This window comes from Hydrogenophaga sp., from assembly GCF_026125785.1.
Lineage (GTDB): Bacteria > Pseudomonadota > Gammaproteobacteria > Burkholderiales > Burkholderiaceae_C > Hydrogenophaga.
The window spans coordinates 224,350-247,093 of the sequence record NZ_JAHCKL010000004.1 but is presented as its reverse complement, the minus strand read 5'-3'; the positions used below and the strand labels follow the sequence as shown (position 1 = coordinate 247,093).

At 69.1% G+C, this 22,744-nt stretch carries 20 protein-coding genes; 6 read left to right on the top strand and 14 right to left on the bottom strand.

Translation table 11 applies throughout. The features are described from left to right. Nucleotides 1-51 precede the first annotated feature (51 nt). Nucleotides 52-948 carry a LysR family transcriptional regulator gene (locus KIT53_RS06835; protein ID WP_297402569.1) on the top strand — a complete coding sequence of 299 codons (897 nt, stop codon included), beginning with the start codon at nt 52-54 and terminating at the stop codon, nt 946-948. 17 nt (nt 949-965) lie between these two features. On the opposite strand, the gene KIT53_RS06830 is transcribed toward KIT53_RS06835, so the two are convergent. The 5 genes from KIT53_RS06830 to KIT53_RS06810 all read right to left on the bottom strand — a co-directional run bounded on the left by KIT53_RS06830 (nt 966) and on the right by KIT53_RS06810 (nt 5,944). After that, nucleotides 966-1,940: a tripartite tricarboxylate transporter substrate binding protein gene (locus tag KIT53_RS06830; RefSeq protein WP_297402567.1), complete on the bottom strand. Its 975-nt coding sequence runs from the start codon at nt 1,938-1,940 to the stop codon at nt 966-968. A 34-nt stretch (nt 1,941-1,974) separates the two neighbouring features. Further along, nucleotides 1,975-2,991: an amidohydrolase family protein gene (locus tag KIT53_RS06825; protein ID WP_297402565.1), complete on the bottom strand. Its 1,017-nt coding sequence runs from the start codon at nt 2,989-2,991 to the stop codon at nt 1,975-1,977. 96 nt (nt 2,992-3,087) lie between these two features. Next, entirely contained in the window at nt 3,088-3,732 is a 645-nt protein-coding gene (locus tag KIT53_RS06820; RefSeq protein WP_297402563.1) for a TetR/AcrR family transcriptional regulator, read from the bottom strand. 76 nt (nt 3,733-3,808) lie between these two features. Beyond that, complete coding sequence (locus tag KIT53_RS06815; protein ID WP_297402561.1) at nt 3,809-4,369, bottom strand: DUF6622 family protein; 561 nt, start codon at nt 4,367-4,369, stop codon at nt 3,809-3,811. A 132-nt stretch (nt 4,370-4,501) separates the two neighbouring features. Continuing rightward, nucleotides 4,502-5,944, bottom strand: a complete 1,443-nt coding sequence (locus KIT53_RS06810; protein WP_297402560.1) for an MFS transporter — start codon at nt 5,942-5,944, stop codon at nt 4,502-4,504. Between the two features lie 135 nt (nt 5,945-6,079). Between KIT53_RS06810 and KIT53_RS06805 the strand changes: the two genes are divergently transcribed. From KIT53_RS06805 to KIT53_RS06795, 3 genes are all read left to right on the top strand, one after another. After that, nucleotides 6,080-6,982 (top strand): LysR family transcriptional regulator, encoded by a 903-nt coding sequence (locus KIT53_RS06805; RefSeq protein WP_297402559.1) that lies wholly within the window; start codon nt 6,080-6,082, stop codon nt 6,980-6,982. A 141-nt stretch (nt 6,983-7,123) separates the two neighbouring features. Continuing rightward, nucleotides 7,124-9,715 (top strand): excinuclease ABC subunit UvrA, encoded by a 2,592-nt coding sequence (locus tag KIT53_RS06800; RefSeq protein ID WP_297749603.1) that lies wholly within the window; start codon nt 7,124-7,126, stop codon nt 9,713-9,715. 14 nt (nt 9,716-9,729) lie between these two features. Next, complete coding sequence (locus KIT53_RS06795; protein WP_297396811.1) at nt 9,730-10,641, top strand: glutaminase; 912 nt, start codon at nt 9,730-9,732, stop codon at nt 10,639-10,641. Nucleotides 10,642-10,651: 10 nt separating this feature from the next. On the opposite strand, the gene KIT53_RS06790 is transcribed toward KIT53_RS06795, so the two are convergent. From KIT53_RS06790 to KIT53_RS06750, 9 genes are all read right to left on the bottom strand, one after another. Then, nucleotides 10,652-11,638, bottom strand: a complete 987-nt coding sequence (locus tag KIT53_RS06790; protein WP_297396809.1) for a tripartite tricarboxylate transporter substrate binding protein — start codon at nt 11,636-11,638, stop codon at nt 10,652-10,654. Then, a complete protein-coding gene (locus KIT53_RS06785; protein WP_297396806.1) occupies nt 11,635-12,750 on the bottom strand; it encodes a GTP-binding protein in 1,116 nt (371 codons plus the stop codon). The genes KIT53_RS06790 and KIT53_RS06785 overlap by 4 nt, the downstream gene beginning before the upstream one ends. Before the next feature lie 7 nt (nt 12,751-12,757). After that, nucleotides 12,758-13,141 carry a hypothetical protein gene (locus KIT53_RS06780; RefSeq protein WP_297396804.1) on the bottom strand — a complete coding sequence of 128 codons (384 nt, stop codon included), beginning with the start codon at nt 13,139-13,141 and terminating at the stop codon, nt 12,758-12,760. Between the two features lies 1 nt (nt 13,142). After that, nucleotides 13,143-14,900, bottom strand: a complete 1,758-nt coding sequence (locus KIT53_RS06775; RefSeq protein WP_297396802.1) for a hydantoinase B/oxoprolinase family protein — start codon at nt 14,898-14,900, stop codon at nt 13,143-13,145. Further along, nucleotides 14,897-16,993, bottom strand: a complete 2,097-nt coding sequence (locus KIT53_RS06770) for a hydantoinase/oxoprolinase family protein (protein WP_297396799.1) — start codon at nt 16,991-16,993, stop codon at nt 14,897-14,899. The genes KIT53_RS06775 and KIT53_RS06770 overlap by 4 nt, the downstream gene beginning before the upstream one ends. Before the next feature lie 143 nt (nt 16,994-17,136). Next, complete coding sequence (locus KIT53_RS06765; protein WP_297749597.1) at nt 17,137-18,141, bottom strand: tripartite tricarboxylate transporter substrate binding protein; 1,005 nt, start codon at nt 18,139-18,141, stop codon at nt 17,137-17,139. Between the two features lie 95 nt (nt 18,142-18,236). Next, nucleotides 18,237-19,148 (bottom strand): fumarylacetoacetate hydrolase family protein, encoded by a 912-nt coding sequence (locus KIT53_RS06760; RefSeq protein ID WP_297749594.1) that lies wholly within the window; start codon nt 19,146-19,148, stop codon nt 18,237-18,239. 33 nt (nt 19,149-19,181) lie between these two features. Beyond that, a complete protein-coding gene (locus KIT53_RS06755; RefSeq protein ID WP_297749592.1) occupies nt 19,182-20,153 on the bottom strand; it encodes a tripartite tricarboxylate transporter substrate binding protein in 972 nt (323 codons plus the stop codon). A gap of 28 nt (nt 20,154-20,181) precedes the next feature. Further along, on the bottom strand, nt 20,182-20,706 hold the full coding sequence (locus KIT53_RS06750; protein WP_297749589.1) for a nuclear transport factor 2 family protein: 525 nt from the start codon (nt 20,704-20,706) through the stop codon (nt 20,182-20,184). 128 nt (nt 20,707-20,834) lie between these two features. Between KIT53_RS06750 and KIT53_RS06745 the strand changes: the two genes are divergently transcribed. Continuing rightward, nucleotides 20,835-22,148, top strand: coding sequence for a CoA transferase (locus KIT53_RS06745; protein ID WP_297749586.1), 1,314 nt, complete (start codon nt 20,835-20,837; stop codon nt 22,146-22,148). Continuing rightward, a complete protein-coding gene (locus KIT53_RS06740) occupies nt 22,148-22,744 on the top strand; it encodes a DUF2889 domain-containing protein (RefSeq protein WP_297749584.1) in 597 nt (198 codons plus the stop codon). The genes KIT53_RS06745 and KIT53_RS06740 overlap by 1 nt, the downstream gene beginning before the upstream one ends.

Sequence of the window (22,744 nt, the reverse complement as noted above, 5' to 3'; positions counted from 1 at the left end):
GCCGGGCAAAAGAAAATTGCATAGCACCGAACACCCGCTATACATTTCTGCATGGCCAACGACATTGGATGGGAGCTCTACCGCAGCTTTCTCGCGGTGCTGCGGGAAGGCTCGCTGTCGGGCGCGGCGCGCGCGCTCGGCCTCACGCAGCCCACGGTGGGGCGCCACATCGCCGCGCTGGAGGCGCGGCTGGGCCTGGCGCTTTTCACCCGCTCACAGACCGGCCTGCTGCCGACCGATGCGGCGCTGGCGCTGCGCGGCGATGCCGAGGCGATGCACAACACGGCCGCCGCGCTGGAGCGCACGGCGCGCGGCCTGGGCGATGGGGTGCGCGGCGCGGTGCGCGTTTCCGCGAGCGAGGTGGTGGGCGTGGAGGTGCTGCCGCCCCTGCTGGCGGCGCTGCGGCGCCAGCACCCGCTGCTGGAGGTGGAGCTGGTGCTGAGCAACCGCCTGCAGGACCTGGTGCAGCGCGAGGTGGACATCGCGGTGCGCATGGCGCCACCGAGCCAGGACGTGCTGGTGGCCACCCAGGTGGGCGAGGTGGTGGTGGGCCTGCATGCGCACCGCTCGTACATTGCGCGCTTTGGCCAGCCCGCCTCGATGGCGGAGCTCTCGCGGCACACGGTGATCGGCTACGACGTGGAGACGCCTTTCGTGCGGGCGGCGCGCGCGAAGCTGCCGGCCTGGACACACGAGGCTTTCCACTTGCGCTGCGACAGCGACCTGGGTCAGCTGGCCCTGGTTCGCGCGGGCGCGGGCATCGGTGCCTGCCAGGTCGGGCTGGCTCGGCGCGACCCGCAGCTGGTGCGCGTGCTGCCCGATCGCTTTGCCTTCAAGCTGCCCACCTGGGTGGCCATGCACGAAGGCCTGCGCCACAACGCGCGCTGCCGCGTGGTGTTCGACGCGCTGGTGAAGGGCATGCGGCGCTACACCGGGGCGGCGGCCTGAGGGGCCGCGCGCCTGCCTCAGTCGATCTGGATCTTGGCGTCGCGCACGATGCGCGCGTAGGTCGCGATTTCCTTGGTGATGTAGGGCGCGAACTGGGCGGGGCCCATGGGCGCGGCGATGAAGCCTTGCGCGCCCAGGCGCTCGGTCACCAGCGCCGATCGCATGGCCTTGGCGCTTTCTTCGGTGAGGCGCTTGCTGATGGCCTCGGGCAGCTTGCCCGGCGCCCACAGGCCGTACCAAGTCACCATCTCGAAGCCGGGAATGCCGGACTCGGCCACGGTGGGCACGTTGGGCATGCTCGGGATGCGCGCCCTGGTGGTGACGGCCAGGGCCTTGAGCTTGCCGCTGGCGATGTGCGGCGCGGTGGACGGCAGGGCGTCGATGATCACGCTGATCTGGCCGCCGAGCAGGTCGTTGAGGGCCGCGGCCGTGCCACGGTAGGCCACGATGGGCATTTCCAGCTTGCCGCCGAATTTGATGGCTTCGAGCGAGACGTGCATGGGTGAGCCGATGGCCGAGGTGCCCAGGCTGAAACCCTGCGGCTTGGCGCGCGCGGCCTCCAGGAACTGCTGGAGGTTGTCGGCGGGCACGCTGGGGTGGGCCGCCACCACCATGGGCACGGAGCCGAGGAACGACACCGGCGTGAAGTCGGTGACCACGTCGTAGGGCACTTTGCGCACCATGAGCGGGTTGGCGATGAGCGTGGGCGACTGCACCAGCAGCGTGTAGCCATCGGCCGGGGCCTTGGCCACAAGGTCGCTGCCGATGACACCGCTGGCGCCTGCGCGGTTTTCCACCACGAAGGGCTGGCCCATCTGCTCGGTGAGGCGCTGCGCGAGCACGCGCGCCACCAGGTCCACCGTGCCACCGGGCACATAGGGCACGATGATGCGCACGGGGCGGCTGGGGTAGTTCTGGGCCTGCGCCTGCGCGCCAAGGCCGGTGGCGGCCAGCAGGCCCGCCAGCAGCGCCCGAATCCATGGGTTCTTCATCGTCGTGTCTCCTTCAATCGGGTGGTTGTGGCGACTAGCAGCAGGGCATCTTCAGCAGGCGCAGCGCGTTGCGGAAGTAGATGCCTTCCCGTTCTTCTTCGGGCAGGTTGAGCGAGTCGATGGCTTCGGGGATGGTGCGGATGAACATGGGGCCGCCTTCCGGGTCGAAGGGGCAGTCGGAGGCGAACACGACCTGCTTCGCACCGAAGAAGTCCAGCCCGCAGCGCAGGCCCGAGCGCCCGCCGGCCAGCGCGGTGTCGGCGTAGAACAGGCGGAAGTAGTCGATGGGCCGCCTGGCCATGCGCTTGAGCAGGCCTTCGTAGTCTTCGTCCGAGGTGCGGCTGCCGAACTGGTCCAGCCCGGGGCCGACGCGGCCGTCGAAGAACGGGATCATGGCGCCCATGTGGTGGGTGATGACCTTGAGCTCGGGCAGCTTGTCGAAAAAGCCGGAGAACACCATGCGCGTCATGGCGGCGCTGGTCTCGTAGGGCCAGCCGAAGGTCCACCAGATCTCGAATTTGGATTTCGTCTCGGAGGCGTAGTCGGCCATGTTGGCGCCGCGCGCGGGGTGCATCCACACCGGCACGTCGTAGGTCTTCACCGCGGCCTCGAAGATCGGCCAGAACTCGGGCTCGTCCAGCGGGCGGCCGTTCACGTTGGTGAACACCTGGATGCCGCGCGCGCCCAGCACGCCGATGGCGTAGGCCATTTCTTCCAGGCAAGCGGCCGGGTTGTTCATGGGCAGGGAGGCCACGAAGGCGGGGAACTTGTCGGGGTGCGCGTCGCGGATGCTGGCCATCTCTTCGTTGGCCAGGCGGGCCAGCGCGGGCGAGTCGTCGGGCCCGGCGATCAGCTCGATGGGCGGGTTGGAGAGCGTGAGGATCTGCTGGTAGCCGGGGAAGCCTTCCATCATCTTCAGGCGCGCCTCCAGGTCGTACAGCACCGGGATGGTCAGCCAGCGCTTGATGGCGCCTTTGTCCTTGGCCAGCTCGGCCATGCGCTCGAAGTACTTGCGCGGCAGGATGTGGGCGTAGCTGTCGATCTTTCGCATGGGCTTTTCTCGCTCTTTATTCACCAATTGGAGAATTGTAGGGCCAAGAAAAGGGGCGCGAGGCCCCTGGTTTTCCCTGATCGGTGAAGAAAAGCGCTAGGCGAGCACGAAGGCCGAGACCACTTCCGTGATGTGGGCCAGGCGCTGCGTGAGTTGCTTGGGCGATTTGAAATCGCGGTTGAAGCCGGCCGAGAGGGTGTGGATGTTGGAGAGGTAGAAGTAGGAACAGCCGGCGATGGTGATGTAGAGCTGCACGGGGTCGATGCCGGCGCGGAACAGGCCGGCTTTCTGGCCGCGCTCCAGGATGTCGCCGAGCGACTGCACCAGCGGCGAGTTGAGTTCGCGGATGCGCTGCGAGCCGTGCAGGTGGCGCGCCAGGTGCAGGTTTTCGCTGTTGAGCAGGGTGATGAATTCGGGGTGGGCGATGTAGTAGTCCCAGGTGAACTCCACCAGCCGGCGCAGCGCGATGAGCGGGGGCATGCCCTGGAGGTCGAGGTAGAGCTGGGCGTTGCGGATCTCGGCGTAGACGCTTTCCAGCGCGGCGGCGAAGAGGCCGTCCTTGTCCTTGAAGTAGTAGTAGACGAGCTTCTTGTCCACCGCCGCCTTCTCGGCGATGCGCTCCACCCGCGCGCCCCCCAGGCCGGTGCGGGCGAACTCCTCGCGCGCGGCCAGGAGGATGGCGGCCTTGGAGCGCTCGGCGTCGCGGATCTTGGGCTCGGAGGGGGCCTTCTTGGCGGTCACGGCGGGGGTCCTTCTGCGGGGAAAACGGCGGCGGGCAATGCCGCCAGAGCGTACCCGAACTCCCTCGGATCACCCTTTATTCACCATTAAGTGAATAATGAGCTTTGGCAGGCCGGATCGCCAGGCGCCACAGGCGCGAGGCGCGGCCAACGAAGAAACCCGTGAAAGCGCCGTACAGGGCGGCGACGCACAGCACGTACTGCGTGTCCTGCACCAGCTGCGGTGCCATGGTGAGATCCACGCCGACGACGTACTTCACCAGAAAGATGCCCACGACCAGCAACAACGGGACGACGCTGCCGGGCAGGCGATACAGCCGCCGCGCCGGGTCGTACTGCACCCCATGGGCGCGGCCGCGCGCAACGAGGGCGAAGGCGAACACGGCGGCGATGAGCCAGGCCGTGATGGCCAGGCCCCGGTGAGGTGTGGCACCGAACGCCGAGTACGTGCCCGACACCGAGAAGAGCGTCATCGCCAACGGCATGAGCGACACGCGGGCCAGGCTGGCGGTGCGCTCGCGCAGCTGGCTCAGGCCCAACGCGAGGAACGCGGCGAGCAGGCCCCACACCCACACGGGTGTCTGGCGCAGAACGGGCACCACGGCTTGCGGGTGGTCGGCGAGGAGTTGCAGCAGCATGGTGGGCTCCAGGAGCGAGGGGTTGAGGGAGACCGCACTGTGCAGCGCGCGGTGGCGCTGGGCGAGCGGGTTGCGACGAAACCGCGTGTCGGTGGTGCGAAACGCTTGCCGGGCTGGGTGAGCGGCGGCGGCTCAGGCGACAGGGCGCAGGGCAGCAGCGGCCCGGCGCCGCGCCACCCAGCCCAGGGCGAGCGCGATCAAGACCAGCGCAAGTGCCACCGCGAAGGTCCAGTGCAAGCCGGTTGCCAGGGCGCCGGGGCGGGTGGTGGCCAGGTCGGTCGCCCCGGCACCCCAGGCGAACACGCCGCCCATGAAGGAGGCACCGGTGATGAGACCGAGGTTGCGCGAGAGGTTGACGAGAGCGCCCGCGACGCCACGCTGGCTGGCGTGCACGTTTTGCATGATGGCGGTGTTGTTGGCGGCCTGGAACAACCCGTAGCCGGCTGTGAGGGTGGCGAGCGAGGCGACGTAGCCGGGCACGCCAGAGGCTGTCGCCAGAAAGGGCAGGACGGCCGCGCCTGCGGCCATGGCCACGAGTCCCGACACGCCGACCCGGTGAGGGCCGAAGCGGTCCACGGCGCGCCCCGCCGGCACGCCGACAAGGGCAGCGACGAGCGGCCCGGTGGACATGACGAGCCCGATGGCGACCGCGTCAAGGGCGAGCGCTCCCGACAGGTAGAACGGCCCCACCACCAGCGTGGCCATCACGACGGAGGAAACCAGGGCGCTGGCCGCAAAGCCGCTCCCCAGGGCGGGGTGGCGAAACATGGCCAGCCGGATCAGGGGGGAGGCCGCCTTCGACTCGACCCGCAGGAACAGGCCGGTGCCCAGCAGCGCCACGAGCAGCAGCGCGACATTGAGCGGGCCGAAACGGCCACGCCCCAGGGTCATGGCCAGCGCGTAGCTCGCGAGGGTGCCGGCCAGCAGCACGGTGCCCAGGTGATCGAATCGAAGTCGCTCGCCCTGGTCCGGCCGCAGGGGTTCTGCGGGCACGAAGCGGTGCACCAGCAGCAGGGCCAAGGCGCCCAGGGGCACGTTGACCAGGAACATCAGCTGCCAGCCGTGCCCGGCAATGAGGATGCCGCCCAACGTGGGGCCCAGCGCCGTCCCGACCGCGGACATGGTGCCCAGCAGGCCCATGCCGCTGCCCGCGCGGGCCTTGGGCACGGCGTCGGCGACGGACGCCATCGTGAGGGCCATCATGAGCGCGGCCCCCAGGCCTTGCGCCGCGCGGGCGGCGACCAGCAGCCCCAGCGTGGGCGCGAGGCTGCACAGCGCCGAGGCCAGGGTGAAGAGGGCGATGCCGGCGAGCAGCAGGCGCTTGCGGCCGACCAGGTCGCCCAGCCGCCCCGCGCTCACGATCAGGGTGGTGATGGCCAGCAGATAGGCCAGCACCACCCATTGCACCTGCTGGAAGCTCGCGCCAAAGGCTTCGGCCAGCGTGGGCAGGCCGACGTTGGCGATGCTCGTGCCCAGCGCGGACAGCAGCATGGACAGTGACAGGCTGGCCAGGGCCCACCTCGAGCGGGGGAGGGCTGGCGCCGGGGCAAGGGGAGAGGGGGCCAGGTGGCGCATGGGGATGTCCTTGGGCGTGATGAGATTCGGTTGCCTCCAGCGTAGGGATTCCTCTGGCCTGGCGGAAGGCGCACGGTTTGCACTTTGCAAGTGCATCGAACGCCATGTCGGCCCCGCCTCTGCTATGGTTTGGCGATGGCCATGCCCGATCTCAACCTGCTCGTCGCGCTGGATGTGTTGCTCGCCGAGGGCAGCGTGGCGCGCGCTGCGCAGCGGCTCAGGCTCAGCCCCTCGGCCATGAGCCGAACCCTGGCGAGGTTGCGCGAGGTGGTGGGCGATCCGTTGCTGGTGAGGGCGGGCCGGGGTCTGGTGCCCACGCCACGGGCGATCGAGCTTCGCGAGAAGCTGCCCCAGCTCGTGCAGGATGCCCAGGCCGCGCTTCGTCCCAGCCAGGCGCCCGATCTCCGGCAACTGGAGCGCACGTTCACGGTGCGCAGCAGCGAAGGCTTTGTGGAGAACTTCGGGCCAGCGCTGCTGGAGCGCGTGCGGCGACAGGCCCCCGGCGTGCGGCTGTGTTTCGTTCAGAAGCCGGACAAGGGCAGCGCGCCGCTGCGCGAGGGCGACGTCGATCTGGAGACCGGCGTGATCGGCGAGGCGATGGGCCCCGAGGTGCGGGCGCAGGCTTTGTTCCGCGACCGTTTCATTGGCGTGGTGAGGGCCGGCCACCCGCTGACCCGGCGCAAGCTCACGCCCGAGCGCTACGCAGCGGGGCAGCACATCGGGGTCTCGCGGCGCGGGCGGGACAAGGGCCCCATCGACGAAGCCCTGAGCGCACTGGGCCTGGAGCGCGAAATCGTCACCATCGTGGGCGGGTTCTCGACGGCCGTGGCGCTGGCGCGGGCTTCCGATCTCATCGCCAGTGTTCCGGAGCGGCACACGGGTGTCCTGCGCGAGGGAATGCACAGCTTTGTGCTGCCGTTCGCCCTGCCCGAGATCCGTGTGTCCTTGCTATGGCACCCCCGGTTGCAGGCCGATCCGGCGCACCAGTGGTTGCGCGGCCTCGTGCTGGCGGTGTGCGCGGCACGAGCGGCCACTTGACGGGGGCGACGAGCGGCGCGCGCGTCGGACGCGTCCGACAGCCACGTGGGCCATGCGCCGCTGCCGTCGGGCCTGGGCGCGTGCCAAGCTTCAAGGCAACCGGTGGCCCTGTCGGCCCCGGGCATTGAACAAAGTGCGCCTGTGAAAAAAACCTTCGAGTTCGTGAGCGTGCGCGGCGCACGGGAGCACAACCTCAAAAACGTGGATGTGGACGCGCCGCGCAACGCGCTGGTCGTCTTCACCGGCATCTCCGGCTCCGGCAAGTCCTCGCTGGCCTTCGGCACCATCTACGCGGAGGCGCAGCGGCGTTACTTCGACTCGGTCTCGCCGTATGCCCGGCGGCTGATCGATCAGGTCGGCACACCCGATGTGGACAGCATCGAAGGGCTGCCGCCGGCCGTGGCGCTGCAGCAGCCCAGGGGCTCGGCCGGCTCGCGCTCCACGCTGGGTTCGGTTTCGATGATCTCCAACCTGCTGCGCATGCTGTACTCGCGTGCCGGCCTGTATCCGCGCGGGCAGACCATGCTGTTCGCCGAAGACTTTTCGCCCCACACCCCCCAGGGCGCCTGCCCGGTCTGCCAGGGGCTGGGGTTTGTGTACGACGTGACCGAGAAGGCCATGGTGCCGGACGACACGCTGACCATCCGCGAGCGCGCCATCGCAGCGTGGCCGCCCGCCTGGCACGGGCAGAACCTGCGCGACATTCTGGTGACGCTGGGCTACGACGTGGACACGCCATGGCGCGATTTGCCCCAGAAGGACCGGCACTGGATTCTGTTCACCGATGAGCAGCCCACCGTGCCGGTGTATGCCGGCTTCTCCCCGGCCCAGACGCGCGCCGCGCTGCGCCGCAAGATGGAGCCGAGTTACCAGGGCACCTTCACCGGCGTGCGCAAGTATGTGCTGCAGACTTTCGCGACGACTTCCAGCGAGCTGATGAAGCGCCGCGTGGCGCGCTTCATGTCGGGCACGGTGTGTCCTTCGTGCCAGGGCAAGCGCCTCAAGGCCGAGGCGCTCTCGGTGACCTTCGCCGGCCTGGACATCGGCGAACTGGCCCGCCTGCCGCTGGCCCGGCTGGCGCAGGTGCTCGAACCGGCGGCCGCAGGCCGGCTGGCGGCGGCCCCCGCAGGCCGCGGGCGCCGGGCCAGTGCCCCGCGCCAGGGCCACGAGGGCGCTGCGGACGTGCTGCGAACGCCGCACCTCTCGCAAGAGAAACGCATCGCCGCGCAACGGATCGCCCAGAACGTGCTGGAGCGCGTCAAAACGCTGGAGGACATCGGCCTGGGCTATCTGTCGCTCGACCGGCAGACGCCCACCCTGTCGTCCGGCGAGCTGCAGCGCGTGCGGCTGGCCACGCAGATCCACGCCAACCTTTTTGGCGTGCTCTACGTGCTGGACGAACCCTCGGCAGGCCTGCACCCGGCCGACGGCGTGGCGCTGCTGGCGGCGCTGGACCGGCTCAAGCGCGCGGGCAATTCGCTCTTCGTGGTGGAGCACGATCTCGCGGTGATGAAGCACGCGGACTGGATCGTGGACGTGGGGCCCGAAGCGGGCGAGAACGGCGGGCGCGTGCTCTACAGCGGCCCGCCGGCGGGCCTGCGCCACGTGAAAGGCTCCCACACCGCGCGCCACCTCTTCGCGGCGGCGAAGCCGCGCAGGCGGGCGGTGCGCCCACCGCAGGGCTGGCTGAAGCTGGCCGGCGTGACCTGCAACAACCTGCACCAGCTCGACGCGGCTTTTCCGATCGGCGTGCTGAGCGCCGTGACCGGCGTGTCGGGTTCGGGCAAGTCCAGCCTGGTGGGCCATGCGCTGGTGGACCTCATGGCCGACCACCTGGGCCACGAGCCGGCCCGGCACGACGCGGGCGGCCCCGAGACCGCCGAGGCCAGCGCGGTCGGCGGCGCGGTGGTGGCCGGCGGCCGGATCGAGGCCGGTGCCGACGCGTTTGGCCGCCTGGTGCGGGTCGATCAGAAGCCGATCGGCCGCACGCCACGCTCGAACCTCGCGACTTACACCGGGCTGTTCGACGCGGTGCGGGCGCGCTTCGCGGCGGAGCCGGCGGCGCGGGCGCGGCGATGGGGCGCAGGCCGCTTCTCGTTCAACGTGCCGGGCGGCCGATGCGAGACCTGCGAAGGCGAGGGCTTTGTGCAGGTGGAGCTGCTTTTCATGCCCAGCGTGTACGCGCCGTGCGCCACCTGCGGCGGCCAGCGCTACAACGCGAAGACCTTGCAGATCACCCATGCCGGCAAGAACATCGCCGAGGTGCTGGCCATGACGGTGGAGGAAGGCGTGGCGTTTTTCCACGATGTCCCGGCGATCCACCGGCCGCTGAAGCTGCTGCAGGACATCGGCCTGGGCTACCTGCGGCTGGGCCAGCCGGCCACCGAGCTCTCGGGCGGCGAGGCGCAGCGCATCAAGCTGGCCACGGAACTGCAACGGCCCCAGCGCGGCGACACGCTCTATGTGCTGGACGAGCCCACCACCGGCCTGCACGCCGCCGATGTGGACCGGCTGATGGCGCAGCTCAATGCGCTGGTGGACGCCGGCAACACGGTGGTGATGGTGGAGCACGACATGCGCGTGGTGGCCGCCTGCGACTGGGTGCTGGACGTGGGCCCGGGCCCGGGCCACGAGGGCGGGCGCATCGTGGCTGCGGGCACGCCCGAGGCGGTGGCGGCCTGCCACGCGAGCCCGACGGCGCCCCACCTGGCGGCCGCGCTCGGTGCACGCTGACCGACAATCGCGCGATGCGGTTCCAGTCCATCCTCGAAGAGATCGTCACCACCCTGCGGCCCCGGCTGGGCGAGCAAGGGCAGGTGGCAGATTACATCCCTGCGCTGGCGCGCGTGCCGGCGGCGCAGTTCGGCATCGCCTTGCGCACCTGCGACGGCCAGGAGGCGCAGGCCGGCGACAGCGACACGCCCTTCTCGATCCAGAGCATCTCCAAACTCTTTGCCCTGACCATGGGCATGCGCGCCATGGGCGAGGGCCTGTGGGCGCGCATCGGGCGGGAACCCTCGGGCAACCCTTTCAACTCGCTGGTGCAGCTGGAGGCCGAGCAAGGGACGCCGCGCAACCCGTTCATCAACGCCGGTGCGATCGCCGTCACGGACCGGCTGGTGAGCCAGGGCGATCCGAAGGCGGCCATGCTGGAGCTGGTGTCGAGCCTGTGCGGCGAGCCCGTGCACTTCGACGAGGAGGTGGCGGCATCGGAGGCCGCCACCGGCTTTCGCAACATCGCGCTGGGCAACTTCATGAAGAGCTTCGGCAAGATCGACAACGATGTCGCCACCGTGCTCGATGCCTATTTCCACCACTGCGCGGTGCGCATGAGCTGCCTGCAGCTGGCGCGCGCCACGGGTTTCCTGTGCCGCGACGGCCGGCACCCGTTCAGCGGCGAGCCGCTGCTGACCGAACGCCAGACGCGCCGGATCAACGCGCTGATGCTGACCTGCGGCACCTACGACGCGGCCGGTGAGTTCGCCTTTCGCATCGGCCTGCCCTGCAAGAGCGGCGTGGGCGGTGGCATTGTGGCGGTGGTGCCCGACCACCTGAGCCTGTGCGTGTGGTCCCCCGCGCTGGACGCCACGGGCAACTCGCTGCTGGGCATGCAGGCGCTGGAGCTGTTCGCCGCGCGCACCGGGCTCTCGGTGTTCTGAGGGCGCCGCCTCACTCCGGCTTGAACCCCGCCTCTTTCAGCAGGCCCGCGCTCTGCGCGACATCGGTCGCGATGTATTTGCGGAAGCTGTCGACCGACTCCACCACCGGCTCCACGCCCAGCGAGGCGAGCGAGCCGGCCTTGGCGAGTTCTTCCGTGGCCTTGTTGATGGCTTTGTTGAGGAATTGCACGCGGTCGTCTGGCGTGCCCTTGGGCGCCCACACGCCGTACCACGACACGTACACCAGGCCCGGGTAGCCGCTTTCGGCCGCCGTGGGCACGTCGGGGGCGACGCTGCTGCGCTTGGCGCCGGTCTGGGCGATGGGTTTCACGCGCCCGCCCTTGGCCATGGGTTGCAGGGAGATGATGGAGTCCACCAGCACCTGCACGTGGCCGCCGGCCACGTCGGTGGCGGCGGGCGCGGTGCCTCGGTAGGGCGTCATGGTGAAGTTGACCTTGCCCTGCTTGGCCAGGAGCAACGTGGCCAGGTGGCTGGGCGCGCCGAGCGCGGGGATGGCGGCGTTCCAGTTGTTGCCGGATTTGCCGGCCGCGTCGATCACCTCGCGCAGGTTCTTCTGCGGCGCGGTGGGCGGAATGACGATGAGCAGCGGCGCCTCGCCGGTGCGGGCCACGGGGGTGAAGTCGGTCACCGGGTCGTAGGGCGGTGTGGCCATCACGTGGCTGGCGAGCACGTGTGTGGCGGCGGAGAACAGCAGGGTGTAGCCGTCGGCGTGCGCGGTCTGCACGGCCTTGCCACCGATGGTGCCGCTGCCACCGGCGCGGTTGTCCACCACCACGGTCACGCCCAGGTCGGTCTGCAGCTGTCTGGCGAGCAGGCGCGCCGCGCCGTCCACGCCACCACCGGCCGCGAAGGGCACGATGAGCTTGATCATGTTGTCGGGAAATTTGCCGGACGCGCTCTGCCCGTGGGCAGCGGGCAGCAGCGCGATGCTGCTCGCGGCGATCACCAGGGTGGTGATCCAGTGTTTGGCCGTCATGGTTGTCTCCTAGCGGGTGGTGGTTGGGATGGTGACTCAGATGAGGCCGGCGCGCGCGGGCGCCGGCGCTCGAAGATGCGCAGCGTTTCCTCGATGGCTTCGGGGTCGATGTCGCGGGTGATGAAGACGATGCGGGTGCGCCGGTCGGCGCTGGGCCATTCGGGCAGCCATTCGGGTGGGTGGAACACGTGTTGCACGCCGTGGATGACGAGCGGGCGCTCGGGCGAGTCGTCCAGGTGCACCAGGCCTTTGACGCGAAGCAGGTCGTCGCCGCGCATGCGCGCGACCATGTCGAGCCAGGCGAAGAAGCCTTCGCGCGGCAGCGGCTTGTCGCGCACGATGGCGTAGGAGCGGATGTGGTCGTCGTGCCGGTTGGGGTCGTGCCCCGCACCGGGCACGGGTTGGAAGCCGAGCGCGCGGTTGGCGGCGATGGCGTCGAGCACGGGGTTCAGCGGCGAGGCGTCGAGCAGGCCGCGCAGCGCGGCCAGGGCTTCGTCGGCATCGGTGCTGACGAGCGCGGCGGGGTTGATCTGCGGCAGGCGCCGGCGCAGCGTTTCAAGGGCTTCGGGGGTGGCCAGGTCGGTCTTGGTGAGAAAGAGGCGGTCGGCCACGGCGATCTGTTTCACGGCCTCGGGCTGGCGGTCCAGCGTGGCGCCGCCGTTGACGGCGTCCACCGTGGTGGCCACGCCGGCGAGCCGCCAGTTGCGCACCACGCGCGGGTCGCCCATGAGGGTGTGCAGGATGGGCGCGGGGTCGGCCAGGCCGGTGGTTTCGAGCACCACGTGGCGCAGGGTGCCGGCCTGGGCGCCGGGGTCGGCGGCGAGGCGTTCGAGCGCGCCCACGAGGTCGCCGCGGATGGTGCAGCAGATGCAGCCGTTGGAGAGCAGCACCATCTGCTCGTCGGTGTGGGCGACCAGGTCGTGGTCGAGCCCGACGGCACCGAACTCGTTGATGATGACCGCCGTGCCGCGCAGGTCGGGCTCGCGCAGCAGGCGGTTGAGCAAGGTGGTCTTGCCGCTGCCGAGGAAGCCGGTGAGCACGGTGACGGGCACCCGCTGGGGCAGCGTGGGCGCATCGCTGGCCGGGCTCGGGCGCGGCGTGAGGTTGAACATGGCCGGGCTATCCGTTGGAGGCCGCCGGGCCGTGCAGCTTGGCAAAGGATTCGAGCGTGCGCGCCAGCCGCGTGAGCAGCCAGTCGGCGTCGGCCTCGTCGGCCTCGCCCGCCTCCAGGCGCGTGAGCAGGTTCATCACCGGCTGGGGCTGTTCATGGATCGGCCCGGGCTGCAGCAGGAAGGCTTCCACGCTGTGCACGCCCAGGCGCTCGCTTTCGGCCCAGAGGTAGTCGGCGATGTCGAGCTCGAAGTCCTGCAGCGAGACGCTGACCCCGCCCACGCCGCAGCCGCAACCCGAGCCCAGCGTGACGTGCTGGGCGCTCAGGCGGCTCCACAGGCCGAGCAGGTGGGCGGCGCGTGGGTCGGCGGCTGCCACGGTGGCGGCGTCCATCTCAGGCCTGCGCGGCGGCAGCGGCGCGCAGCTTGAGCGTGGCGGCGGCGTCGAGTTGCTGCTGGTCGTCCAGCGCCACGCGGTAGACCTCGCGCGCCACCTCGGCGCTCACGTAGCCTTCGCGCACGTCTTCGGCCACCTTCTCGGCCTCGCGCTCCAGCGGGCTTCCAAAGCCCCCGCCGCCACCCGAGAGCATCTTGTAGGCGTCGCCGCGTTCCAGGCGCACGTTGAAGATCTTGGCGTTGAGGTGGTCGCTCTTCCACTCGCCCTTGTGGCGCACGGCCAGGCCGTTGCCCATGGCGTCGCCGCCGCCTTCCAGGCCCCAGGGTTTGCAGTGCACGCGGTCGATGCGGGTGGTGACGGTGAAGGGCGAGAGCGCCTGCACCACCATCTCGGCCCCCAGGCCGCCGCGGTACTTGCCGGCGCCCGCGCTGTCCTGGCGGATCTCGTATTTCTCGACCAGCACGGGGTACTTGGCTTCGAGCTGCTCGGTCGGGCTGTTGTGGGTGTCGCCGTCGTTGATGCAGACGGTGACGGACACGCCGTCTTCGGTGCTCTTGGCACCCCAGCCGCCGCCCAGCGGGCCGATGCCGACGATGAACAGGCGGCCGTCTTCGGGCGAGATGCCGTGGATGTTGGGGAACACCAGGTCGGCGTGGTGGCCGGCGATGGCGCGGTCGGGAATGGCGGGCGCGAGCGCCTTGAAGATGGTGTCGATCACCGTCATGGGGAAGGTCATCCACACGCGCATCGGGTAGGGGCGCTCGGCGCTGATGACGGTGCCCATGGGCATGATGACCTTGAGCGAGCGGAAGCTGCCGTCGTTCACGGGATAATCGGTGGGCGTGGTGAGGCACTTGTAGGCCACCTGCGCGCAGGCGATGCCGGTGGTGAAGCCCGAGTTGTAGAAGCCGCGCACCTGCTTGCTCACGTCGGAGAGGTCCACCGTCATCTCGTCGCCCTGCACGGTGACCTTCACGCGGATGGGGATGCGCTTGCCGATCTCCAGGCCGTCGTCGTCCATGTAGGACTCGGCTTCGTACACGCCGTCGGGGATGGAGAGCGTGTTCTTGCGCGCCACGGCTTCGCTGGAGTCCATGATCTGGCGGATCGAGCCGTTGACCGCGTCGGCGCCGTAGCGCTGCAGCAGCTCCACGTAGCGGCGCTCGCCGGTGGTGATGGCGGTGATCTGCGCGCGCAGGTCGCCCAGCGCGCGCTCGGGCATGCGCACGTTCATGGCGATGATGTCGATCAGGTCCTGGTTGACCACGCCTTCGCGCTGGTACTTCACGATCGGGATCTGGATGCCTTCGCTGAAGATGTCGGTGGTCACGTTGCCCAGGGTGCCGCCCACGTCGAGCCAGTGCGCCATGCAGCAGGTGAAGCCTTCGAGCTGGCCTTCGTGGAACACCGGCATGGTGAAGGTGAAGTGGTTGAGGTGGCTGCCGGTGGTGTAGGCGTCGTTGGTGACGAGGATGTCGCCGGGCTTGATGTTCTCCACGCCGAAGTGCTTGATCTTGGCCTTCACCGTCTCGGCCATGCCGCGGATGAACATGGGCAGGCCCAGGCCGATGGAGACGGTGTCGCCCTCTTTCGTGAACAGGCCGACCGTGAAGTCCAGCGCCTCATAGATGATGAGGTTGTAGGCGGTGCGGGTGAGGTTGGTCTTCATCTCCTCCGTCACGGCAAAGAGGCCGTTGCGGATGATTTCGACGGTGACGGGGTCGACCGTCGTGGTGGGCAGGTCTCGTGCGTTCATGAGCGGTCGCTCCCGATGGCGATTTGCAGGTTGCCCAGGCCGTCGACGCGCAGTTCGTCGCCGGGCTGGACCACGGTGGTGGAGGCGTGTTCTTCGATCAGGGCCGGGCCGGCGATGACGTTGCCGGCGCGCAGCGCGTCGCGCTTGTAGACCGGCGTGTCGGCCCAGCCACCGGCGCGGAAGTACACCGGCTTGGTGCCGCGCAGGGCGGCGGCTTCGGGCTGCGCCGCGCCTTCGTCCACGTGGTGGCGCGGCGGCTTCTTCATGGTGCCGAGCACGGTCACGCGCAGGCTCACGAGGTCGGCCGCCTCCTTGGGCGCGGAGGTGCCGTAGCGCACCTTGTGCACCTGGTCGAAGTGGTTCTTGATGGCCGAGCGGTCCTTGTCGACGAAGAAGGCGCCGGGCAGGTCGACCGTGACGGCGTGTTCCTGGCCGACGTAGCGCATGTCGGCCGCGCGCTCGATGACGATGCCGTCGGGCGTGATGCCCGAGGCGGCGAGCGCGGCACGGCCTTCGTCTTCCATGCCTTTGTAGAGCGCCTCGATCTCGTCGAAGGAGACGTCGTTGAGCTTGCGGAACACCGAGCGCACGTAGTCGTAGCGCAGGTCGGAGAACAGCATGCCGTAGGCCGAGAAATAGCCCGGCGCGTACGGGATGAGCACCTTGCGGATGCCGATCTCGCGCGCGATGGCCGAGGCGTGCAGCGGGCCGGCGCCGCCGTAGACCACCATGGTGAAGCTGCCCGCGTCCAGGCCGCGCTCGGTGGTGACGGCCTTCACGGCGTGCGACATCTGCGTGACCGCGATGCGCAGGATGCCGTCGGCGGCGGCGGTGGCGTCCAGCCCCAGGGGCTTGGCCACGCGCTCTTCCATCTGGCGCTGCGTGCCGGCGAGATCGAGCTTGAGCTCGCCGCCGAGGAAGTGGTCGGCGTCGAGGCGGCCGAGCACGAGGTTGGCGTCGGTCACGGTGGGTTCGGTGCCGCCGCGGCCGTAGGCCACGGGGCCGGGGATGGAGCCCGCGCTCTGCGGGCCCACGCGCAGGGCGTTGCCGGTTTCCACGCGGGCGATGGAGCCGCCGCCGGTGCCGACTTCGTGGATGTCCATCATGGGGATCTGGATCGGCAGGGCGCGCTCGTAGCCGCCGATGAGCGCGCTGCCGGTGGTCAGCGGCCGGCCTTCGCTGATGACGCCGGCCTTGGCGGTGGTGCCGCCCATGTCGAAGGCGATGGCGTCGCCCATGCCGAGCTGGGCGCAGATGGCCTGCGCGCCGATCACGCCGGCCGCAGGGCCGGATTCGAGCATGCGCACGCAGTCGCGCCGTGCGTGTTCGCTGGGGAACAGGCCGCCGGTGGACTGCACCACGTAGAAGTCGCCCTCGAAGCCCTTGTGGCTCAGGTGCTCTTCGAGCTGGCCCAGGTAGGCCGAGACGCGCGGGCCCACGTAGGCGTTGGCCACGGCGGTGGAGACGCGCTCGAACTCGCGGTATTCCTGGCTGAGTTCGTGCGAGGCGCAGACAAAGGCACCGGGCAGTTCTTCCTGCAGGATCTGTTTCACGCGCTGTTCGTGCGCCGGGTTGCGGTAGGAGTGCAGCAGCAGCACGGCCACGGCCTCGATGTTCTTGCCGCCGAGTTCGCGCGCCAGCTCGCGCACGGCGGCCTCGTCCAGCGCCTTGTGCGTGCTGCCGTCGGCGCGCAGGCGCTCGGCCACCTCGTAGCGCAGCGATCGCTTGACCAGCGGCTCGTGCTTGTTGAAGAAGAGGTTGTAGGCATCGGGCCGGTTGACGCGGCCGATCTCATAGATATCGCGAAAGCCCTCGGTGATCAGCAGCGCGGTCTTGGCGCCGTTGCGCTCCAGCAGGGTGTTGATGGCGATGGTGGAGCCGTGCAGAAACAGGTGGCCGTCGCGCAGATCGATGTCGGCGCTGTCCAGCGTGGCCTGGATGCCGTCGACCAGCTGGCCGTGGGTGGACAAGGCCTTGCCGAACAGCAGCTGGCCGGTGACTTCGTCGAAGGCGGCCATGTCGGTGAAGGTGCCGCCGATGTCGACGGCCACGCGCAGGCGCGCGTCATGGGGGGTGAGGTTCGTGTTGCTCATGGTGTTGGGTTGTTGAGGGAGACGACGCGATCCAGAGGCGGCAAGGGTCCGGCTCCGCCGGCCCAAGGTGCCGTCCCCCCTCGAAGCGCCGAAGGCGCGCCACGGAGGGGGGAAGCCGCGCAGCGGCGCAGGGGGGAGCCTCTTCAGTTCGGCGTGATGCCCAGGCGCTTGATCAGGTCGCCCCAGAGCTTGCTGTCGCGCTGGACGATCTTGGCGAAGTCTTCGCCGCCCACTTGGGAAGGTGTGCCGCCGCCCTTGCGCACGATGGCCTGGAACTCGGGGTCTGCCGTCATGGTCTGCACCGCTTGGTTCAGCTTGGCCAGCACCGCCGGCGGCAGGTTCGCCGGGGCGACCATGCCAAAGAGCTGGTCGGGCAGCGTGGTGTTGATGCCGGCTTCCTTGATCGAGGGCACGTTGGGCAGCGCGGCATCGCGGGTGTCGCCGGTGACTGCCAGCGCCTTGATGCGGCCGCTGTTGATGAGCGCGATCGAGCTGGGCACCGATTGCCAGGCGTAGTGCACGTCGCCCGCCATGATGGCCGCGTCCGTCTCCGGACCGGTCTTGTAGGGCACGTGCACCGCCTGGATGCCGACGTCCGCGTTGAACTGCTCGGCGGCCAGGTGGATGCTGTTGCCGATGCCGGACGACCCGAAGTTCAGCTTGCCGGGCTTGGACTTGGCCAGTGCGATGAACTCGGCCACGGTGTTCACGCCCATGGCCGGCGAGACCACCAGCACCTGGCGCGTGGTCTGGATCAGGCCCAGGTAGGTGAAGGACTTGGTCACGTCGTAGCCCGGGTTCTTGATCAGGTGGGGCGCCGAGGTCATGGCCGTGCTGGTGCCCATGCCGATGGTGTAGCCGTCGGGTTGGGCGCGCGCCACCGCGGACAGGCCGATGGTGCCCGAACCACCCAGCTTGACGTCGACGATCATGCTGCCATTGAGCGTCTTGGCCATGTGCAAGGCGATCTGGCGCGCCAGGAAGTCCACCGCGCCGCCGAACGGGGCGATCAGCGTGATCGGGCGCTCGGGCCAGTTGGCCTGGGCGCTGACGATGGAGGGGAAGGCGCCGATGCCGGCGGCGCCGCCGGCCATGGCGGCCAGGCGCAGGGCGGCTGCGCGGCGAGTGATGTTGCGTGGGTCGTTCATGGGGAGGCTCCTTCGAGATGGGGACGCCGGATGGCGCCGGTGGGGGATGGGGGAGTAAGACGGGTAAAGCGTTCAGGGGCGAGGTGAACGGTTGCTCAGTCCACGACGTGGTTGACCAGCTCGCCCAGGCCATCGATGCGGGCTCGCACCACGTCGCCGGGTTCGAGGCAGCGCATGGGTGTCATGGCGAAGCCCACACCGGAGGGCGTGCCTGTGGCGATCACGTCACCGGGGTGCAGGGTGAGGCCGGCGGAGAGCTGTTCGATGATGGCGGGCACGTCGAACAGCATGTCCTGTGTGTTCGCGCGCTGGCGCACCTCGCCGTTGACGTCGAGTTCCATGTTCAGTGCCTGTGCGTCGGGCACCGCGCTGCGGTGCACCACCCAGGGCCCCATGGGGCAGGTGGTGTCCAGGCCCTTGCCCTTGAACCACTGGCCATGGCGCTTCTGCAGGTCGCGGGCCGTGACGTCGTTGATGATGGTGTAGCCGAACACGTGGTCCAGTGCGGTCTCGCGCGGGATGTCCGTGCCGCCTTTGCCGATCACGATGCCCAGTTCGATCTCGTAGTCCAGCAGACGGGTGTGCTTTGCGTGCCGGCGGATGGCTTCGCCGGTGCCGATCACGGTGGTCCACGGTTTGGAGAAGAACTCGGCCGCCTTGGGGAAATCGTTGGGGTCGCGCTTGGCCGCGAGGTTGCCCTCGATGATGTGCAGGCGGTAGTTGCGGCCGACGCAGAAGACGTTCTTGTGCGGGCGCGGGATGGGAGCGATCACGCGCGCATCGGCCGGTGCCCGGTGGGCCGCGTGGCTGGCCACATCCTCCAGGCAGCGCCGGGCTGGCTCCAGCAGCGCCGGACCGGCCTCGATGAGGCCGGCCACGTCGCTGGGGATGGGCGCTTGCGCCCCAAGGGCCTGGCGCAGCAGCGCGCCCAGGTTGACGATGGTGCCCGCCTCGGTGGCGGCGCCCAGGTGGTTTTCTCCGGCGTGTGTGTAGGTGAGGAACTTCATGGGAAGGTACAAGGGTCGGTAAGGTGTCTGGTGTCAGTCGAGCCGGATGCGGGTGCCATCGAGAAATTTTTTCCAGCGTGCGGTGTCCGCGCGCATGACTTCGCCCAGGTGTGCCGGGCGGGTGTCCACGGCGGGATCGGTGCCCATGTGGCGCATGCGTTCGCGTACCGTGGGCGATGCGACCATCCTGGCCACTTCGGCGCTCAGGCGCTGCACCACTTCGGGCGGCGTTCCCGCCGGAGCGGCCAGGCTGTACCAGGTGTCGACGTAGAAGCCCTTGATGCCGGCTTCCTCCATGGTGGGCACCTCGGGTGCGGCGGCCAGTCGGGTCTTGCCGGTCACGGCCAGAGCGCGCAGGCGTCCCGCCGCCACGTGGGCGAGCGCCGAGGTGTCCACGAATATGAAGTCGAGCTGGCCACCCAGCAGGTCGCTGATGGCGGGGCCGCTGCCGCGGTAGGGCACGTGCGCCAGGGGCGCGCCCGAGATCTGGCGGAACATCTCGCCCGAGAGGTGGGTGGTCGAGCCGTTGCCCGCCGAACCGTAGAACACCTTGCCTGGCCGCTTGCGCGCCAGCTCGATCAGTTGCTGCACCGTCTTCACCGGGCTGCTCGCGTTGACGACCAGCAGGTTGGCCGAGGTGAACACCATGGAGATCGGGGCGAAATCCTTCAGCGGGTCGAACGGCAACTGGCCGTACAGACTGGGGTTGATGGTCATGGTGCTGTTCACTGCCATCAGCAGCGTGTAGCCGTCCGCCGGTGTCTTGGCCACATAGGCCGCGCCCAGCGTGCCGTTGGCCCCTGGCTTGTATTCCACCACCATGCGCTGACCCAGGGCCGGCGCGATGGTCTCGCTCACCAGGTTGCCGAAGGCCGTGCCCATGCTGCCAGGGGGGTAGGGCACGACCAGGGTGATCGGGCGCTCGGGGTAGGTCGCCCAGGCTGGCGTCAGCGCGCCCAGGGTGCACAGCAGACCGGTGAGCAGGAGGCGAAAGACGTGGGGCACCGGTACCTCTCCTGCGCGAGGCGCGTGCTCAGACGTCCAGCCAGTCGGGCGTGGCCTGCCGTTGGCCCATGCGCGGCGCGGGCGCGTCCGCTGGCACCGGGTCCAGGCGCAGGCGCGTCAGGCGAAGGAACGCAATCTTCCACTCACCATTCACGCGGCGGTACTCTTCCTCGTAGTGGCCGTAACCAAAGAAACCCTTGCTGCCCGGGGTTTCCTTCACGGTGCCGCCATCGGTCCACTCGACGAAGTCTTCCATGGCCCAGATCACGCGTGCGCTGTCCGGCCCGGTCATCTCGGTTTCCTGCATGTGGCAGTGGTGTACGGAGATCGTGTTGGCCAGGCGGCTGGAGACCCCTTGCACGAAAGCCGCCACGTCGGCTCCCGGTGGCGCCGAACCCAGGCCTTCAAAGCGGCAGTCCGTCGTGAAGATGGAGCCCAGCCGGTCCCATTGCTTGGTGTCGATGTAGCGGCAGTACTTCGCCTTGGTCTGGCGGATCGCGTCGACGCTGAGCAGGTAATCCAGCTCGCTGGTGGCCTTGTCGTTGTGGGGCAAATGTGTCTCCAGTGCCGGTGATTTCGGTCAGAACAGCGAAAAGCTTTGACCGCTTGTTGATCTTGTCAGTATAATGGTCATACCAATGGAATGCAAGGCCCAATTGCGACGGCCGTATGAGGATAAACATGCTTGACAACCTGGAAGCCGACTTCCCTCCGTACACGCCTCGTCCCGCCAATGCGCCCAAGGCGCTGGAGGGCGTGCGTGTGGTGGACTTCACGCACTTCATCGCCGGCCCCTTCGCCACCATGGTGATGGCGGACATGGGGGCGGACGTGATCAAGGTGGAAACGCCGGGCCGGGGAGACGAGTTTCGCCACTATCCGCCGGTGCACCCCGAACTGCCGGCCCAGGGGGCTCCCTACCTCTGGAGCAACCGCAACAAGCGCAGTGCCGCGATCAACATGAAGTCGCCGGAAGGCCTGGCCATCGTGCGCGAGCTGGTGGCAACGGCCGACGTGGTGGTGGAGAACTTCTCCACGGGCGTGATGGAACGTTTCGGCCTGGACTACGAGAGCTGCCGCAAGCTCAATCCCAAGCTGATCTACTGCTCGGTGTCCGCCTACGGCCGCGAAGGAGAGTTCGCCGATCGCCTGGGCTTCGACCCCATTGCCCAGGCGGAAAGCGGTTTCATCTCCATGAACGGCTACGGTGATCGTCAGGGGGTCCGGACCCTCTCGCCCGTGGTGGACATCAGCACCGCCATGATGGCCTGCAACGCCATCCTGGGCGCCCTGCTGGCGCGCCACCGCACCGGCGAAGGCCAGTCGATTGAGATCGCGCTGTTCGACGATGCCGTGCTCATGACGGGTTACGCCGCCTTGCAGCACATCTTCACCGGCGCGGTCCCTCAGCGGCATGGCAACACCAGCCCGGACACCTGCCCCTCGGGCGTGTTCCAGTCGGCGGACAAGCCCTTCTACATCAACTGCGGCAACGACAAAATCTTCCACCGTCTCATGGCGCAGGTGATCGAACGGCCCGACCTGGCCAACGATCCCGTGCTTGCCGACCGCAACGGCCGCATGGGCAAGCGCAAGGAAATCTTCGAGATGCTCGACGAGATCTTCGCCAAACAACCCTGGTCTTACTGGCAACCGCGCATGCGCGCCGCTTCCATCCCCTGCGGCGAGGTGCGCAACGTGGGCGATGCGCTGCGTTCGCCCGAGGCGCGCGCGCGCAAGCTGGTCACCCGTATCGAGCATCCCACCATCGGCTGGGTGCCGAACGTGGCGCTGCCCATCCGTTACTCCGGCACGCCCGTGGTCGATCCACAGCCCGCGCCTTCGGTGGGTCAGCACACCGAAGAGGTGTTGCGTGGCACCCTGGGCTACAGCGATGAGCGCATTGCCGCGCTGCGGGCTGCCGGCGCGCTGAGCGCGGCGGCGCCTTCCGGCGCGCGCGCGCCCGCCGCGAAGAAGGCCGAAGCCGAAGCCTGATGCGCGAACTGCCGCCTCCCAAGCCGCGTGCGCCGCTGCACACGCGGCAGGTGACCTGCACCGGTTGGCTGCGCGAGGACGGACTTTGGGAAGTGGAGGGGCGCCTGTCCGATGTGCGTGCCTACGACATGGATCCCGCGTTCGTGCGTGGCAACGCGGTCATGCGCAAGTCCGGCGACCCCATTCACCTGATGTCGCTGCGGATCGCGCTGGACGACAGCTTCACCATCGTGGAAGCGCTGGCGGTGTCGCACCAGACACCCTACGCGGACTGCATGGAAATCAACGCCACCTATGAACAACTCGTCGGCCTGCGCATCGAGGCCGGCTTCTCACAGGCGGTGAAGACGCGTTTCCGGGGTGTGCTGGGCTGCACCCACCTGACCGAACTGCTCGGCCCCATGGCCACGACGGCGCTGCAGTCGATACGGCCCGCCATGGAGCGGCAGCGCCATTTGCAGGGCTTGCCGCCGAGAGACGACGGTCCGCGTCCGGCGCTGCTCAACAGCTGCCATGGCCTGCGCCGGGGCGGTGAACCCGCCATCATGCGCTGGGGCGCCCAGGTCGGCGCCGAGGTTCCACCGGAAGAACGCTGA